The 16,704-nt window shown below is 57.6% G+C and carries 14 protein-coding genes; 11 read left to right on the top strand and 3 right to left on the bottom strand.

Going from position 1 to position 16,704, the window contains the following annotated elements; translation table 11 throughout:
* Positions 1-79 precede the first annotated feature (79 nt).
* The gene (locus tag JMN36_RS04670; RefSeq protein ID WP_236881679.1) at positions 80-3,205 is read left to right on the top strand and encodes a leucine--tRNA ligase; all 3,126 of its coding nucleotides are present in this window, start codon (positions 80-82) and stop codon (positions 3,203-3,205) included.
* 24 nt (positions 3,206-3,229) lie between these two features.
* Positions 3,230-3,988, top strand: coding sequence for a signal peptidase I (lepB, locus tag JMN36_RS04665; RefSeq protein WP_221923939.1), 759 nt, complete (start codon positions 3,230-3,232; stop codon positions 3,986-3,988).
* Positions 3,989-4,048: 60 nt separating this feature from the next.
* Here the strand turns inward: lepB and JMN36_RS04660 are convergent, their stop codons facing one another.
* From JMN36_RS04660 to JMN36_RS04650, 3 genes are read right to left on the bottom strand one after another with little or no spacing between them, the layout of a single operon-like run.
* A complete protein-coding gene (locus JMN36_RS04660) occupies positions 4,049-4,537 on the bottom strand; it encodes a hypothetical protein (protein WP_012732674.1) in 489 nt (162 codons plus the stop codon).
* Between the two features lie 30 nt (positions 4,538-4,567).
* Positions 4,568-5,485 carry a universal stress protein gene (locus tag JMN36_RS10985; RefSeq protein WP_204087719.1) on the bottom strand — a complete coding sequence of 306 codons (918 nt, stop codon included), beginning with the start codon at positions 5,483-5,485 and terminating at the stop codon, positions 4,568-4,570.
* A 51-nt stretch (positions 5,486-5,536) separates the two neighbouring features.
* Positions 5,537-6,124: a MarR family winged helix-turn-helix transcriptional regulator gene (locus tag JMN36_RS04650; protein WP_221923938.1), complete on the bottom strand. Its 588-nt coding sequence runs from the start codon at positions 6,122-6,124 to the stop codon at positions 5,537-5,539.
* 238 nt (positions 6,125-6,362) lie between these two features.
* Between JMN36_RS04650 and JMN36_RS04645 the strand changes: the two genes are divergently transcribed.
* The 9 genes from JMN36_RS04645 (at position 6,363) to JMN36_RS04605 (ending at position 16,701) form a co-directional block, all read left to right on the top strand.
* Positions 6,363-6,764, top strand: coding sequence for a DUF5318 family protein (locus JMN36_RS04645; protein WP_204087717.1), 402 nt, complete (start codon positions 6,363-6,365; stop codon positions 6,762-6,764).
* 5 nt (positions 6,765-6,769) lie between these two features.
* A complete protein-coding gene (locus JMN36_RS04640; RefSeq protein ID WP_221923937.1) occupies positions 6,770-8,947 on the top strand; it encodes a transglycosylase domain-containing protein in 2,178 nt (725 codons plus the stop codon).
* A 26-nt stretch (positions 8,948-8,973) separates the two neighbouring features.
* Positions 8,974-10,551, top strand: coding sequence for a glycosyltransferase family 87 protein (locus JMN36_RS04635; RefSeq protein WP_221923936.1), 1,578 nt, complete (start codon positions 8,974-8,976; stop codon positions 10,549-10,551).
* The gene (locus tag JMN36_RS04630) at positions 10,548-10,736 is read left to right on the top strand and encodes a hypothetical protein (protein WP_204087714.1); all 189 of its coding nucleotides are present in this window, start codon (positions 10,548-10,550) and stop codon (positions 10,734-10,736) included. Before JMN36_RS04635 ends, JMN36_RS04630 begins: the two co-directional genes overlap by 4 nt.
* Positions 10,737-10,920: 184 nt before the next feature.
* Entirely contained in the window at positions 10,921-11,208 is a 288-nt protein-coding gene (rpsF, locus tag JMN36_RS04625; RefSeq protein ID WP_204088819.1) for a 30S ribosomal protein S6, read from the top strand.
* A gap of 79 nt (positions 11,209-11,287) precedes the next feature.
* Positions 11,288-11,866, top strand: a complete 579-nt coding sequence (locus JMN36_RS04620) for a single-stranded DNA-binding protein (RefSeq protein ID WP_221923935.1) — start codon at positions 11,288-11,290, stop codon at positions 11,864-11,866.
* Positions 11,867-11,894: 28 nt separating this feature from the next.
* Positions 11,895-12,347 carry a 50S ribosomal protein L9 gene (rplI, locus tag JMN36_RS04615; protein ID WP_012732665.1) on the top strand — a complete coding sequence of 151 codons (453 nt, stop codon included), beginning with the start codon at positions 11,895-11,897 and terminating at the stop codon, positions 12,345-12,347.
* A 941-nt stretch (positions 12,348-13,288) separates the two neighbouring features.
* Positions 13,289-14,779: a replicative DNA helicase gene (gene dnaB / locus JMN36_RS04610; RefSeq protein WP_204087713.1), complete on the top strand. Its 1,491-nt coding sequence runs from the start codon at positions 13,289-13,291 to the stop codon at positions 14,777-14,779.
* A 332-nt stretch (positions 14,780-15,111) separates the two neighbouring features.
* The gene (locus tag JMN36_RS04605) at positions 15,112-16,701 is read left to right on the top strand and encodes a cation:proton antiporter (protein ID WP_204087712.1); all 1,590 of its coding nucleotides are present in this window, start codon (positions 15,112-15,114) and stop codon (positions 16,699-16,701) included.
* Positions 16,702-16,704 lie beyond the last annotated feature (3 nt).

Genomic DNA, 16,704 nt, shown 5'->3' with positions numbered 1-16,704 from the left:
CTCCTTTTTGTGAGGGGTTCGTTTGTCTGAGATGACCGGGCAGTTGCCCTCATCACAGGCCCAACTAGACTATGTGACCATGACAAATCCGAGAGAAAAGAGCCCGAATGGGGGCCAGTCAACTGATCATCTCACTACTTCAGTGTCCTCCTCCTCCCACCATACTTCGTCAGGCTCTGTTCCCTCGCGGTCGAGTGCGCCGTCAATAACTAATAACGAACCACGTTTCCGCTACACCGCCGGCCTGGCTGCGGAGATCGAAAATGCCTGGCACCAGCGGTGGTCCCAAGAGGGAATATTCAATGCTCCCAACCCAGTTGGGGATTTAGCGCCCCGCGATGGTGGTTCGGATCTTCCCGACGATCGGATCTTTGTCCAAGATATGTTCCCCTACCCATCGGGCGTGGGCCTGCACGTTGGGCACCCTCTGGGCTACATTGCGACGGACGTCTACGCACGTTTCCACCGCATGTTGGGCAAGAACGTCCTGCACACGCTGGGATATGACGCCTATGGCCTGCCCGCGGAACAGTATGCGGTCCAGACAGGAACGCACCCACGGACCACCACCGAGGCGAATATCGCAAACATGAAGCGCCAGCTGGGCCGCCTGGGCCTGGGGCACGATCCTCGTCGGTCATTTGCTACGACTGACCAAGATTTCTACCGCTGGACCCAGTGGATTTTCCTCCAGATTTTCAACTCGTGGTTTGACCCCGAGGCCAACGCAGCCCGGCCGGTTTCGGAATTGCGGGAAAAGCTGGCCTCGGGCGCGGTCGATGTGACCTCCGGCCCCGGCTACCAGAGTGTTGATCCCGACACGGGCGCGGCAGTCGAAGCCGCTGAACAAGCCGGTAAGAGTTCCGCGCAACTATGGGAAGCGCTGGATGATGCCCAGCGTGAGCATATCGTTGAAACCTTCCGTTTGGTCTATCGGTCCAGGTCAACAGTGAATTGGGCCCCCGGGCTCGGCACGGTCTTGGCCAATGAAGAAGTCACCGCCGACGGCCGCTCGGAACGTGGCAACTTCCCTGTTTTCCGCAAGAAGCTGACCCAGTGGATGATGCGGATCACTCAGTACTCGGATCGCCTGCTCGACGACCTCGACCTGTTGGATTGGCCCGACAAGGTGAAGTCCATGCAGCGCAACTGGATCGGCCGGTCTAGGGGTGCGGAAGTAACCTTCACCATCCCGACGAACGGCCCCGACCACAGCGCCGCCACGTGCCCCGTGTTCACCACCCGCCCCGACACCCTCTTCGGCGCGGAATACCTTGTCTTGGCGCCAGAACACGAGCTTGTCGACGAGGTCGTCGCAGATCAGTGGCCGGATCTCCGCGCTGAGCGCTCTCTGTCCGACGACGCCATCGACCGCTGGACCGGCGGCGCGGCCACCCCTGCCGAGGCGGTGAAGGAGTACCGCGCGTCCATCGTCGCGAAGTCCGATTTGGAGCGCCAAGAGAACAAAGAAAAGACCGGTGTGTTCCTGGGCGTGTACGCCACGAACCCCGTGAATGGCCGTCGCATCCCCGTGTTCATCGCCGACTATGTCCTGTCCGGCTACGGCACGGGCGCGATCATGGCTGTTCCCGCGCACGATGAGCGCGACTACGACTTCGCCCGCGTCTTCGAATTGCCTATCACCGAGGTCATTTCCGGCGGCGACGTCACCGTTGAGGCTTTCACGGGCGCCGGCACCGCAGTGAACTCCGCCAACGACGACGGCCTAGACATCAATGGCCTCCACTTGCAGGACGCGAAAGTCCGCACTATTGATTGGCTCGCGCAGCGTGGCGTCGGCAAGGAAAAAATCCAGTACAAGCTGCGTGATTGGCTCTTCGCTCGGCAGCGCTACTGGGGTGAACCCTTCCCCATTGTGTACGACGACAACGACGTTGCCCATCCGCTCCCGGAGTCCATGTTGCCCGTTGTGCTCCCGGATGTTGACGACTACCGGCCGGTGTCCTTCGATCCCGATGACGCGGAGTCCGAGCCGCACCCGCCGCTGGCCAAGGCGACGGACTGGGTCAATGTCGAGCTGGATTTGGGCGATGGCCCCAAGAAGTACCGACGCGATACGAATGTGATGCCACAATGGGCGGGAAGTTCCTGGTACGAGCTCCGCTATGTGGATCCGACCAACCAGGACGCGCTCTGCGACCCCGAGAACGAAAAGTATTGGATGGGGCCCACGGATCAGAAGAAATCCGGTGGTGTGGACCTGTATGTCGGCGGCGTCGAGCACGCCGTGCTGCACCTGCTGTACTCCCGGTTCTGGCACAAGGTGCTGTTTGACCTCGGATACGTGTCCTCCTGCGAGCCGTACCATCGCCTCTTCAACCAGGGTTACATCCAGGCCTTCGCGTACACCGACGACCGCGGTGTGTACATCCCCGCTGCGGAGGTCGTCGAGCGCGATGGCTCCTTCTGGTGGGTCCCCAGCGACGGGCGGAACATGGACGGTGTTCAGACCAATGAGCACGGCGAAATCCAGGTCCACCAGGAGTACGGCAAGATGGGTAAGTCCCTGAAGAATGCCGTCTCCCCCGAGGACATCTGTGACAACTACGGCGCGGATACGCTGCGCATTTACGAAATGTCGATGGGCCCGTTGGACACATCGCGCCCCTGGGCGACGAAGGACGTCGTGGGTTCGCAGCGCTTCTTGCAGCGTCTGTGGCGGCTGGTGGTCAACGAATCCACCGGTGACCTCGTCGTCACGGATGCGACCCCCACCGATGACGACCGCCGTGCCCTGCACCGCACGATTGCCGCGGTCCGTGAGGACTACGCCCAGCTGATGGATAACACCGCGGTGGCGAAACTCATTGAGTACGTCAACTACGTGACCAAGACGTATGCGGGCGGCGCTCCCCGCGAGATCGTTGAACCGGCGGTGCTGCTCGTCGCCCCGCTGGCCCCGCACATCGCGGAAGAGTTGTGGTCGCGGTTGGGCCACACCGAGTCCTTGGCTCACGGTCCCTTCCCGACGTTCGAGGAGAAGTGGCTTGTCGACGACACCGTCGAGATTCCTGTTCAGGTGCAGGGGAAAGTCCGTAGCCGTATTAATGTAGCGACGGACGCCTCGCGCGAAGATATTGAAGCTGCGGCACTTGATGACGCCAAGGTGAAAGAGCACGTGGGCGATCATGAGATTAAGAAAGTGATCGTTGTCCCTGGCCGTATGGTCAACGTGGTGATCTAGGCCCGACCCGGAACGGAAAACAGCATGTTTGGAAAATCAAAGGGGTCAACCCCTGCCGCGGCCACGGTGAAGAAGGAACGCCCCTGGTATATCGAAATCCCGATCATTATCCTTTGCGCGCTCCTCGTGGCTGTGCTGTTCCAGGTCTTTATCGGGCGCGTCTACGTTATTCCCTCGGAATCGATGGAGCCGACGCTCAATGGGTGCACGGGCTGCAATAACGACCGCGTTTTCGTCAATAAACTCGCCTACGATTTCAGTTCCCCCAAGCCGGGCGACGTCGTCGTGTTCCAAGGCCCCGAGTCCTGGGACGAAGGGGAATTCGGCGAGAGCACATCGGATGAGAGCAGCGGCTTCAGCAAGGTGTTGCGTACTGGTGCGTCGTATATTGGGCTGGCTACTCCCCCGGAGAATGACGTCGTGAAGCGGGTCATCGCGACGGGCGGGCAAACTGTTGAGTGCAAACCCGGGGACGACGGCATCAAGGTGAATGGGAAGACGATTGATTCGTCGTACACTCTGCAGCCCCCGCAGCGGGAGGTCGATACTGAGCATGGCTCAGAAGCGTGCGGTGGCGGGTACTTTGGCCCGATCACTGTGCCCGATGGGAATGTGTGGTTGATGGGCGATAACCGCACGAATTCTGCGGATTCCCGCTACCACATGGAGGACCAGTACCAGGGCACGGTGCCTGAGAAGAACATTATTGGCCGGGTGGATGCCCGTATTTTGCCGTTCAATCGGATCGGTACTGTGGGCCACCCGGACATTCAGAAGGACTAACCGACGCGCGTTACCGGCGGCGCAAGCGGCATATCACCGACAACCTATCGCCCGTCGCGCCTACCGGTAATCAAGCCCGGCAATAGCCATCCACCCGGTGCTGGTGATCCACCCGAGCGCGAAGGGAATAAGCACCCAACAAATGGCGAGCCATGGGCGCCAGCGGTCATACCGTGCCCACTTGATATAGGTGGTCCACACTCCCCCGAGCGCGCCGATGAGGGCGATCGCCCCCGGCACCACCGGGAATAGAATTTCGTAGGTACGCGAACATATCCATGCCGACTCCCCCGCGTCGCAATCGGGGCCACCCTGGTTGTGCGAAATGAACAGGATGATCCCGGCCGCGAGCAGCGTAATTAGCGGCACCACGATGACATACACAATGGCTTGGTGAGTGGACCGAGTATGTTGCTCTAGACGTAGTAATGGGTCGAGTTCGTAATCCAGCTGGGATGGTTTGGATGGTGTGGAGTCTGCTTTATCGACGGTGACGTGCTGGTCGGGGTCATCGGAGCGGTGAGAATGAGATTTCCCGTGGCTATCCACTCGAACCTCCTCTACAGCGAAAATGTTGGTTTAGACGGGAACAATAACAGTGGGGACGGGCGAATTCCGCACAATCTGGTTTGTCGACGAACCAAGGAACGTATGCCCGAAGACGCCCAGCGTGGAACTGCCCACGACTAGGAGGTCCCCTTTCTTCCAATCTAGGTCGGTGATGGAACTTTCCCAGTCCTCGCCGGATCCGATGGCAAGATCGACGCGAAGATCGTCGAAGCGCGCGAGCGCGCGTTCTTGGCCACGCTCGAGGATGCTCTGGGCTTGGTCACGCCATTGCCGGGTGGCCTCTTTGGCGTGCTTGTACGGGGTTTCGGTGGGGTACATCGACGGCCCGTGGGGGGTAAATGCCACCAGGCGGAGGGGAACATCCCAGCGGTGCGCGTAGTCGCACGCTTTCCGCAGTGCCTCCTGCGATTGTTCAGTGTCGACGTAGGCACAATTGACCCGTGTGACGCCTTTTTTGGATGTCCGTAGGTCACGCGGAGCAAGGCCCAGGGAAACAGGTGCGCAGTGAAGCAGCGCATCTGCTGTGGATCCGGCGACGAATCGGCCTTCGGGCGCAGACGCGTGGGAACCGAGCAGGACAATTGTTGCGTTGAACTCAGTGGCAGCGTCGTTGAGGGCGTCTGTTTCAGAGGTGGCGGTGATGAACTCAAAGGGATGAGCATCCAGGGAATCGTCAGGAACGTGAGCATTCTTCAGGGCTTCACGTGCCGTGCGTTCACATTTTTTGGTCTCTTTGCGGATCCAACGTTGGTAGTCCTCCCCTAGTTCGTCGGGAGCCTCGGAGGGCCATATGGATGGCAGGACAGTAACAGTCCGAATGACAGCTGGTGAGGTACGGGCCAACCATGCGGCGAATTCCTCGGCGCTGGATTCGGCCGGATGGGGGCGTCGGGCGATAAGAATGCGAACCGGGGATTCGTTAGTCACGGTAGTGCTCCGTTTGTCGGAAGGCGGAGATTGAGGATGCTGTTACCCAGGTTAGTTGTGTACTGGTTGCTCGTCGTCTGGGCCACCCTCATGGTCATCAAGAAGACGTTCGAGGAGATCAGTCAGCTCCATAACTAGTCCTTTGCCCTCCTCGGTGTAATTCGCTATGAAACGTGCGAACTCAAGATTTCGTTGGGCATTAACGTGATCGAGCTTCTGTTGGCCGTGCTCGGTGAGGGCAACGGTAACTCCCCGCCGATCGTGTTTATCACGTTCCCGGGTGACGAGACCGTCTGATTCCAACTGGTGAATCGCGTTCGATGCGGTCGGCATGCGGATGGATTCATATTTGGCGATGTCGCTAATCCGCATGGATCCATGTTGTTCAAGAATAGACAGTATGGAGATTTGACTAGTCGTGAGATCAGTGTGAACTGACTGGCGGTAGTAAATCAGAACTAGTCTATTGAAGAGTGGCCGTAGTTTTGCCGCAATGTCCTCAATAGAGACGTCTTCCGGGGATTGATTTGAGGATGAGTTGGAGGTCTCGTGAGGAGACTGTGCGCCGAGGGTGTCGGTAGCGTTAACCGTACGGGTATCGCCTAAATCGTTATTGGTGGTTTTATCAGTTGAGGTCATTGTCACCAGGTGCGTTAGTCAGTAGTGTACTTCTCTCATTATATGGGGATTTTTACCCGCGCTAAAGCTGCTTGTGTGCAGCGTAGAGATTGGGAATGCATCTCAACATATCGCCCGAGTTCGATACGTTGGCTCACGAGGAAAGTGGAAGTCCACATATTGGTATAGACGACGATAGAAGATACCGGTTTTGCGGGCGTCAGTGTAGAGCTATACACGTGAGGCTATTGTGCCTATAGTGACCGGGGTGAGCTGGACAGAGACGAGGAATCATCAGCTTGATCGTCAACGGTTATTGGCTGAATACCGCCGGGGAGAAATCTCTGCGGAAGAATTACGGCAGTCGTCGCGTCGCCTGATTGATGCCGCTGATTTTCATGGTGAACCGCAAGTTCGTCCGTGTCCGCTGTGTGGAAAAAGGACGTTAAAAAATGTCATCTGGATATTCGGCGACAACTTGGGGAAAATAGCAGGGACCGCGCGTAGTCGTCGAGAGGTTGAGGCCCTGGCGGAAACCTATGGTGACATTACCGCCCACATCGTGGAGGTATGCGTGCATTGCCGGTGGAATGTGCTGCTTCGTGAGATGCTTGTCCGTGTAGGAAGTGGTACGTCCAAACCTCGCGTAGAGGAGAAATAGGAATAGTGAGTAACAAACAACCACAAAGGCAGGCCAAGATGTCTACCTGGAAAAAGGTGCTGCTATGGACAGGTGTGATTCTCCTTGTCCTCATTCTTGCGCCTGTTGTGGCATTCTTTTCCGCCTACGCGGTGACGAAGGTCCCGGAGCCTCAAGAGCTACAGACTAATCAGATTGCGACGATTTATGCGTCGGATTCCTCCACACAGTTGGCACGGATCGTGCCGCCCGATGGTAACCGCACCGATGTTGACCTGTCGGAGATTCCTCAACCGGTGCGTCAATCCGTGTTGGCTGCAGAGGACCGTTCTTTCTATTCCAACCCCGGCTTCTCTATTAAAGGTTTCGGACGTGCTGCGCTGGGGCTTGTGACGGGTAAGGAATCCTCTGGTGGCGGTTCCACCATCACTCAGCAATATGTCAAGAACGCTCTGGTGGGCAACGAGCACTCCTACACCCGTAAGGCTAAGGAGCTCGTTATTTCCGCGAAGATGGCCCGTGAGTGGTCGAAAGACGAAATCCTCGGCGCGTATCTGAACACTATTTATTTTGGACGTAACGCGTATGGCATCGCTGCGGCGTCGAAGGCATTTTTCAACAAGGACGTGAAGGACCTCACGCCGGAGGAAGGCGCTGTGTTGGCTGCATCCATCCAGCGTCCGTCGGAATTGGATCCCTGGACTAACCGCCAGGCAGCCGAAGAGCGATGGAATTACGTCATGGACGGTATGGTCGATATGGGTGCCATCAACGGGGACGAGCGCGCACACGCGGCTTACCCGCAGGTTATTGATCCGAATACTATCGATACGGGTTCTGAAGTTGAGGGCACGAATGGCCTGATTAAATCGCAGGTTATGTCTGAACTTGAGGCATCAGGAATTAGTGAGCAGGATGTCAACACCCAAGGGTTGAAGATCACGACGACGATTGACCCCAAGGTTCAGAAGTCTGTGACGGATACGGTGAAGAACCGTATGCAGGGTTACCCGGATGATTACCGCACCGCAGTGGTCTCGGTTGATCCCCGCAATGGCGCAGTGAAGGGTTATTACGGTGGCGATGATCCTAATGGTTGGGACTTCGCTAATACCAGCCTCCAGACCGGTTCGACGTTCAAGATTTTCGGTTTGGCCGCAGGCCTGGAACAGGGAATGTCGCTGTCCCGCGTGTACTCCTCTGCCCCAGTAACTATCAATAACCTGACGATCCAGAACTCTGAGGGCGAATCCTGTGGTTCGTGTAGTTTGGCCACGGCGCTGAAAATGTCGTTGAATACAAGCTTCGTCCGTATGCAGCATGATTTGAAGCATGGTGCGAAGGACACGGCCGATATGGCACACCGCTTGGGTATCCCCACCGAAGTCAATGGCGAAAAGACATTGCAGGAAAAGGATGGCCAGGTGTACGACGGCGTCATCTTGGGCCAGTACTTAACCCGCCCGATTGACATGGCGACGGGCCTGTCCACCTTGGCGGATAACGGCATGTACCACCAGACGCACTTTGTTCAGAAGGTGGAGACGTCGTCGGGCAAGGTTCTGCTGGACCGGTCGAATGTCGAGGGCGACCAGCGCATTGACAAGGACGTTGCCAATAACGTCATCTCGGCGATGGAACCGATCGCATCGTATTCGCGTAATCATGGCCTGGCTGGTGGCCGGACCTCGGCGGCGAAGTCCGGTACGGCACAGCTGGGCGATACCGGCAACAACAAGGACGCCTGGTTTGTTGGTGCAACCCCGCAATTAGCGACGGTGGTCTGGGTCGGTACGAACGACGGCCAGCCCATCTTCTACTCGGGTCGCCCGATGTATGGTGCCGGACTCCCCGCCGATATCTGGAAGCAAACCATGGATAGCGCCTTGCAGGGCGACGACTACATGGCCTTTGGTGATTCCAGCTCATCGGGTTCCAAGCAGGCGAATACGAACTCGGGTGGGTCGAAGAAGACCTATACCCAAACGACGACGGTTCAACAGCAGCAGCCGCAGCGTACGCGCGCACCCCAGACGCAGGCGCCACAGCAGCAGTACGCGCCGGAGACGCAGGAGACTCCTGCCCCGACGCCGCAAGCGCCCGACAATGGTGGTCTGAACATTCCGACGCGGACGCAGGAAATTGTCCCCGGTGTGGAAGTTCCCGTTCCGGACTTGGGCAATAACGATCAGCCAGCCCCGTAGGTCATCGACGAGTCGGCCCGTACAGAGTGAAGAAGGACATAGTGGCGTTGGGTGCAGGTAGAGGAATAGAACAGCAGGACACCGACGTGTTGAGGGTTCAGCCGAGCCTGACGGAGCCCGCAGCGCAACGGTGGACTCATTTCCTTGGGGGGCCTATCGCGCGCCACGGTCTCGTCGGGCGAGCAGTGTGGGCCACTCCCCTCCGCATCCTGATGGGCCTGGCCCTGGGCATGATGTCACTGGGTTGGCTGTCGAAAGCGAATTGCCTTCGTGGCGACGGTGACGGGGTGAATTGGACCGCGAACCGTCAGTACATCTCGGGGTGCTACGCGGATTCCATCCCGCTGTACAGCATTGAAGGCCTGAAAGACGGGCACTTTCCGTATGTCTACTCCTGGGCCGGTGATGGCGGCACCCGCCATATGGAGTACCCGGTTCTCACCGGGCTCTACCAGTGGTTATGCGCACAGTTGGCAGCCCCCTTGCACTGGCTTGCGGACCTCATCGGATGGTCGGTGCCTCGCGTCGATTTCTATTTCGGCGTGAACGCGGTGTTCCTCGCGATTGCATGGATCGGGACACTGTGGTTCACCTACCAACTGGCCGGTCACCGCGTGTGGGACGTCATTCTGGTTGCCGCCAGCCCGATCGTGGGTGTGCATATCTTCACCAATTTCGACTCTCTAGCGACAGTGTGCGCGATGGGTGCCATCTTCCTGTGGACCCGGAAGAAGTACGCAGGAGCTGGGGTGCTCATTGGCTTGGGCACGGCCGCGAAGCTTTGGCCAGCGTATATCTTGGGCGCTTTCCTGGTTCTCGTCATCCGTCACCGTTGGCGGGAGCGCACCGAATTCATTAACACCGTGGTCTCGGCAGTGGTCACCTGGCTTGTCGTGAATATTCCGATCATGATCGCCTCGCCTGCTGGATGGGCGGAATTCTTCACCCGGAATGGGAAGCGAGCAGCTGAAGATTCGACGATCTACAGCGTTCTTTCCTGGCTGACTGGCTTTAGTTACTCCACCACTGTTCCGGTGAAGGCGCAGTCGATCATCTCATTTGTGCTGTTCGGACTGTGCTGTGTCGGAATCTTGATTCTCGGGCTGAAGGTCAAACGCGAGCCTGCAGTGTGGGAACTCTCGTTGTTGATCATCGCTGCGTTCGTGTTGACCAGTAAGGTGTGGAGCCCGCAATACTCGTTATGGCTCGTGCCGCTGGTCGCATTGTCTCTCCCCCGCTGGCGTCTGGTGTTCGCCTGGATGTGGGTGGAAGCTATTTACTGGTTCGTGCGCATGTGGTGGTTCACCGGGGCGGATAATAAAGGCGCGCCAGACTGGCTGTTTAACTCCTTCGTGATCGCGCGGGATGCGCTTCTTGTGGCCATCCTTGTGCTGGTGATCCAGCAGATGCGTGGTACACGTCCCGACGCTCCACGCACGATGCTCCAGGCGGAGGTTCCTGGGCAGCAGGAAATGGATGCGGGGACGGTGGCGTCGCGGCGCAGTCCGTCGTCGGAAATAAGTAGTCGGGCGGTAACTAGCGACGTAGTAAATAGCCGGGCGGGCGCCGTCGGTACACGATCGAACGTGGGGACTACAGCATGACTCCGCAAGTAACGTTAACGATTATCAGCGTTTTTATCGGGTTCTTCTTATTCACGGCCTCGTTTGCCAGTTTCATGTACAAGAAGCCGGCCAAGGTGACGTGGACGCTGTTCGGCATCGCCGTTTTCTTCATCACTGTTGTGCCGGTGACCGTTGCTGTCTTTTGGGCAACGCTCATGAATTAGCCGGGCTGCTCACCACCGAGCCAACTGCCCGTGTTGTCATGTGGTTCTTTTCGTGTGGTTCCGGGTTTTGCCTCTGGCCAGCGGTTTGGTAATCTCGGGGGGTTGCTTGACGCAACGAACCCTCCTGTCGCGCTAACGATGGCGCGGCCGAAATACGACTAGACCATAGGAGGTGATGAGGTCCGTGCGTCACTACGAAATCATGATCATTCTCGATCCCGCGCAGGATGAGCGCACTGTAGCCCCGTCCCTGGATAAGTATCTCGATGTTGTCCGCAAAGAGAAGGGCAACGTTGACAAGGTTGATATTTGGGGCAAGCGCCGTTTGGCCTATCCCATTCAGAAGAAAGAGGAAGGCATCTACGTTGTCGTGGACACCACGTGTGAGTCCGCGACTGTGCTGGAAGTCGACCGTCTGCTCAACCTGAATGATTCGGTGCTGCGGACGAAAGTTCTGCGGACCGACGCCTAAAAAGGCACACTGGTAGAAACACCAGTGTCAGGTTTTATCTGACCATCAAACCGGTTGTCCTGCAGAGAGAGGATTCATCATGGCACAAGGAGAGACGCCCATCACGGTTGTCGGCAATCTTGTTGCTGACCCAGAACTTCGTTACACCCCGTCGGGTGCTCCTGTGGCTAATTTCCGCGTGGCATCGACGCCACGCCGTTACGATTCCCAAACCAACCAGTGGGTTGATGGGGATGCGATGTTCCTTACCTGCAATGTGTGGCGCCAGGCCGCCGAGAACGCTGCCGAATCGCTAAAAAAAGGCATGCGCGTGATCGTCAATGGCCGTTTGCGTCAACGGAGTTTTGAGACTCGGGACGGCGAACAGCGTCGCGTTTTTGAAGTCGAGGTCGACGAGGTCGGCCCGTCGTTGAAGTACGCCACGGCAAACGTTGAAAAGACGAGTGGCGGAGGCAACGGATTCAACCAAGGCGGCGGTGGCTTCGGTGGAAACCGAGGCGGAGGTTTTAACTCCAATCGCGGTCAGCAGTCTCAAGGCAACCAGGGCTTCGGCGGTTCCGGAGGGAACTCGGGCGCGGATCAGGATCCGTGGAATTCCGCCCCTAGTCAAGGCTCCAGCCAAGGGTTTGGTGGGGCAGATGATGAGCCACCCTTCTAACTAATCAACGTAAGAAAGGCTAGGGATCATGAAGCTGATCCTCACCGCCGCCATTGACAATCTCGGTGTTCCTGGTGACATCGTCGAGGTCAAGGCCGGCTATGGAAGAAACTACCTGCTCCCGCGCGGGTACGCGGTCCCCGCTACTCGTGGTGCAGAGAAGCAGGTTCAGGATTTGAAGCGTGCGCAGGAAGCGCGTGCTATTCGCGACGCCGATCGTGCTCGTGAGGTCAAAGAGCAGTTGGCAAACCTGGAAGGCGTCTCTGTCGCCGTCCGCACTGCCAACAATGGCAAGCTGTTCGGGTCTGTTAAGCCTAACGACGTTGCTCAGGCCGTCGTAGCTGCTGGTGGTCCGGAGCTGGATAAGCACAGCATTGACATGACCAAGGGTTTTGTGAAGTCGACGGGTAAGTACTCGGTGGACGTGAAACTCCACGAGGATATCCACGGCACCATTAACTTCGAGGTCGTATCCCAGTAGTTTCTGGTTTTACACTTTCTTGAATTCCTTCCGGGGACTCGACACCCCCGGTCGACGACAGCGTGTAGGCCCCGGCCGCGGGGTATTGCCGTATAAGACGGGTAACTCAGTGGTTGTTGGGGCTTGGTAAGGGATGTGCCGCGTTGTGTGGCCATTCTGTGATACATAAGGCGCGACTCGACACCGCGCCGTGTTCTTCACTCCACGCTGGGTGTGCTTCGACACCACGCCCTGCGTGAAATAGAGACGGGTCTGGCAGGCTATGCCGGGCCCGTTTTTCGTATGCGCGGACCGTCCACGCGAAGGCCGTCATTTGTCCACGAGTATCACCATTCACCTCCTGTTAATGGTGATAGAGATGTTGTCGAATGTCGTGGATGGGGCTGGGGATAACACGCACAGGTTAGGTGCTTGACAATGGGCTTTTTACTCCATTTTGCTCGGATATTTCCCCAGTTCACGATAAAAAGACCCAGCGTAGGAGCGGTTTTCCACCGGTACTGTGAGATTCGTCAAATCAAAATTTCACAGGGCTGACCTGCATAAACGCTCGTTTCCGCAGGTCGCTATAAAAACTTGTCCACAGCAAATTCCACAAGCCGACGTGGGAAACAGTGAATTCTCCACATTTTATCCACAGGTCGCGTGTGAAACCTGTGGATAACTTCGTCGGGGAGGAGCTATTGAGATTTGCATCCTAGCCGTCTGGGCTTTATGAAAAGCAGTAAAGAGTCACTCAGAGCAAGTCCCTCCGGCGAGTTTCGGTGAGATCCAGCGAGATCCGGTGGGCCCAGCAGGGTTAGCGAGATTCGGTGGGCTCCAGAAGACCGAGCGAGGTCTAGTGAAGGCTAGTGAGGGATAGAGCGGTGCGTTCGAACCTCCGCGTACCTCTCATGATTGTGTTCAGTGTTTATGTCGGCGGCAGACGATAGGGTATTCCCATGGCATCACGTTCCGCGGTATCAGCGTCTTCTTTTGATAATTCGTATGACTCGTATGAGTCTGGTTTTGGTTCGGGCGGGGACTATGAGGATGCGTCGTTTGGGCCCTCCGGCGGCCCCGATCCGCGGGATTATGAGGAGTTTGGTCGGAAGTCCCCCCAGGATATCGAGGCTGAGCAGGCTGTTTTGGGCGGTATGCTGCAGTCCCAAGACGCCATTACGGATGTCGTAGAAATACTTCGCGCGGATGATTTCTATGATCCGCGCCACCAGACCATTTTTAACGCCATTCTCGATCTCTACAGTGAGTCTGCGGATGCCCAGTTGCAGATCGACCCGGTGTTAGTGAGCAATCGCCTTAACAGGGACGGCGACCTGGAGCGCGTCGGTGGTGCGCCATACATCCACACCCTTATGACTAAAGTGCCGACGGCGGCGAACGCGAGTTACTATGCGCGGATTGTTGCCGAAAAAGCGGTGCTTCGTGGGCTTGTATCAGTGGGGACGGAGATCGCCAAGCTGGGGTACAACGGCATCGATGGCCAGGACGTGGATAAGGTGGTCGACTACGCCCAGTCCCAGGTGTTCGGGGTCGGTCGTCGTGACGCCAGCACGGATTATGTCGAGTTGGCCGACACGTTTGAAGAAGTCAATGATCTTCTTAACGAGTATGAAATGCACGGTGGGGCAGCCAGTGGTGTGCCAACGGGTTTCCTTGATCTCGACAAAACGATTAACGGTCTTCACCCCGGCCAGATGGTCATCATCGCCGCTCGGCCGGGCGTGGGGAAGTCCACCTTAGCCATGGATTTCATGCGGTCTGCGTCGGTAGAAAATGACACACCGTCAGCACTCTTTAGCCTCGAGATGTCCAAAATGGAGATCGTTTTGAGGCTGTTATCGGCCGAGGCCGAGGTGAAACTCACCAATATGCGCAGCGGCAAAATGGATGAGTCCGAGTGGACCCGGCTGGCTCAAACGATGGGGAAGCTCGAGAAAGCGCCCATTTTTATCGACGATTCACCCAACCTGACGATGATGGAGATCCGGACCAAAGCCCGGCAGATCAAACAGAAGCACGGCCTAGGTCTGATCGTTGTGGACTATCTGCAGCTGATGACGTCGGGCCGCAAGGTCGAGTCGCGCCAGCAGGAAGTCTCGGAGTTTTCCCGTCAGCTGAAGCTGTTGGCGAAGGAAGTGGAAGTTCCGCTGATCGCTATTTCGCAGCTCAACCGTGGCCCGGAGTCCCGTACTGACAAGAAACCCCAGCTGGCTGATCTGCGTGAATCGGGGTCCCTCGAGCAGGATGCGGACATGGTAATGCTGTTGTACCGGCCGGATTCTCAGCCGGGAGCGTTGGATAATGCTCGCGAGGGAGAAGCAGACATTATTTTGGCTAAGCACCGCGGGGGACCGGTGGGCACCATCCCGATTGCCGAGCAATTGAAGTACTCGAGGTTCGCTAACCTGGCCACCGATAACTTCTCATAAGGCTAGGAGAATGCCGCTCACGGGCGGTTTCTGGTCTGCTTTCGGTGCCCGCACACCGGCCATCGCAGCATCTGTAGTGTCGCGAAATCGCGCCGAGCCGACGTTTTCCTCTATTTTGGATAGTGAGTAGTAATTCCCGATCGCTGAGTGATGCGCCCGCGCGGGGTTCCCATCTGTTACGGACCCGCGTGTGACGTGCCCCTGGTGCTCATTCGGCAATTGGTGAGCTGGCCCCAGACCTCCGAAAAGTACGCGGTACACGTAGCGGTTAAGCACTCGTACACGCGGGAGTGACTGGGGCAGCATGTAGGCAGTAATGAAAGGTGGCGGGCATGGAGACCCTCATTGTGATTGTGGGTCTGATGTTTGCGACGGTCATCGTCGTGTCCATCGGCGAGCGAACCAACCTCCCGTGGCCCGTGTTGTTAACTCTCTTAACGACGGCCACGATGGTGTTCCCCGCGATTCCGGATATTTCATTACCGCCCGATCTGATTCTGCCGTTATTCCTCCCGCCATTGATTTGGGCGATGGCCCGACGGTTGTCGTGGCCGCTGATTCGTTCGCAGTGGCGGACGCTGTTGTCGTTATCGGTGTTGTTGGTCGTGGTCACGATCCTGGCGGTGGCCGGTACGTCGATGGTGTTGATCCCCGGTTTGTCAGTGGCGGGCGCGATTGCTCTGGGCGCGGCGGTAGCCCCGTCGGACCCTGTGGCCGTGGAGGCCGTCGCGGAGCCAGCGGGAATTCCTCGGCGCGTGATCGGCACCCTGCAGACCGAGGGCCTGTTTAATGACGCCGTAGCATTGGTGGCATTCCAGTTGGCGCTCAATTCCTTGTATAACGACGATCCGATCCATGTTGGTTCGGCGCTGCTGCGGTTTGGATATACGGCTGTGGCGTCGATTGCGCTGGGGTGGGTCATTGGCCATGTTGCTGGCCGGGCGGTGGAGTACACCGCGGGGTCGACCACGGTCAATGCCCTGAGTTGGGTGGTTCCGTTTGCGGTGTATATCGCTGCGGAAGAGATTCACGCGTCGGGTGTTATTGCGGTGGTCGTTGCTGCTGTAGAAATGACGTCGCGTGTGTCGGCGACGGCGGCGGAAGATCGATTGACAGGATCGGCATTTTGGGAGACTGCTGAACTGTTGGTGACAGGGTTGGCGTTTGGCCTCATTGGTTTATCGGTGCGTAATGCGGTGGAACAGACGTCGACGCGTATTGGCCAAGGTATTGTCTGGGGTCTAGTTATTTCCGCGGTACTGTTTGTCGTGCGCTTTGTCTGGATGTATGACCAGTATTTGATCAATAAGCATCGCGACAAGAAGAACGTGTCTCCGTTGCGTTTGCAAGAAGTTTTGGTTTTGACCTGGTCGGGGATGCGTGGTTTGGTCACGCTGGCGTTGGTTATGTCGGTGCCCGCGGGCTATATCAATGTCTACAACGAAATGCCGTTGATTGCGATCACGGTGTTGTTCTGCACGATGGTAGTCCCGGGGTTGACACTGCCGTGGTTGATGCAGAAGTTGAATGTGGGGGAGGGCAACGACGCGATTGCCGACGCCACGATGGATCGCCTACTGCGGCGTGCGCACAATGCAGCGATGGACGTGTTGCAGAAAAAGGGTGAGGACCTCCCCCCAGAGGCCACGCAGGCTATCGCGCGTCGTTTCCGCGACATGACGGGCGTTCCGAAGGACGATGAGCCGGAGAATTATGAGGATGCGGTGCGGCGCCTACGCGAGGTCCGTCGAAAAGTCACCGCGGTCCGCCTGGAGGCCATCGAGGCCGCCCAGGTCGAGGTCATGTCGGCTCGCTTCGAGCCGGGTGCGGATCCGTTCATTATCGACGAAGTGCTGGCGCAATTGGACCGCATGACGCTGGCGAGCGGCGAGAACTCTGTGATGGGGCTTCGGGAAAGGTAGGCG

The sequence above is a fragment of the Corynebacterium pseudokroppenstedtii genome, assembly GCF_019754945.1.
GTDB classification, from domain to species: domain Bacteria; phylum Actinomycetota; class Actinomycetes; order Mycobacteriales; family Mycobacteriaceae; genus Corynebacterium; species Corynebacterium pseudokroppenstedtii.
The sequence above is the reverse complement of the archived record's forward strand: the minus strand, read 5'-3'. Positions and strand labels throughout refer to the sequence as shown.

What these genes read in the sequence shown, in the direction of transcription:
- JMN36_RS04605 (WP_204087712.1), top strand. Translation starts at nt 15,112, where the DNA reads ATGGAGACCCTCATTGTGATTGTGGGTCTGATGTTTGCGACGGTCATC.
- rplI (WP_012732665.1), top strand. Translation starts at nt 11,895, where the DNA reads ATGAAGCTGATCCTCACCGCCGCCATTGACAATCTCGGTGTTCCTGGT.
- JMN36_RS04670 (WP_236881679.1), top strand. Translation starts at nt 80, where the DNA reads ATGACAAATCCGAGAGAAAAGAGCCCGAATGGGGGCCAGTCAACTGAT.
- JMN36_RS04630 (WP_204087714.1), top strand. Translation starts at nt 10,548, where the DNA reads ATGACTCCGCAAGTAACGTTAACGATTATCAGCGTTTTTATCGGGTTC.
- JMN36_RS04620 (WP_221923935.1), top strand. Translation starts at nt 11,288, where the DNA reads ATGGCACAAGGAGAGACGCCCATCACGGTTGTCGGCAATCTTGTTGCT.
- JMN36_RS04650 (WP_221923938.1), bottom strand. Translation starts at nt 6,124, where the DNA reads ATGACCTCAACTGATAAAACCACCAATAACGATTTAGGCGATACCCGT.
- lepB (WP_221923939.1), top strand. Translation starts at nt 3,230, where the DNA reads ATGTTTGGAAAATCAAAGGGGTCAACCCCTGCCGCGGCCACGGTGAAG.
- dnaB (WP_204087713.1), top strand. Translation starts at nt 13,289, where the DNA reads ATGGCATCACGTTCCGCGGTATCAGCGTCTTCTTTTGATAATTCGTAT.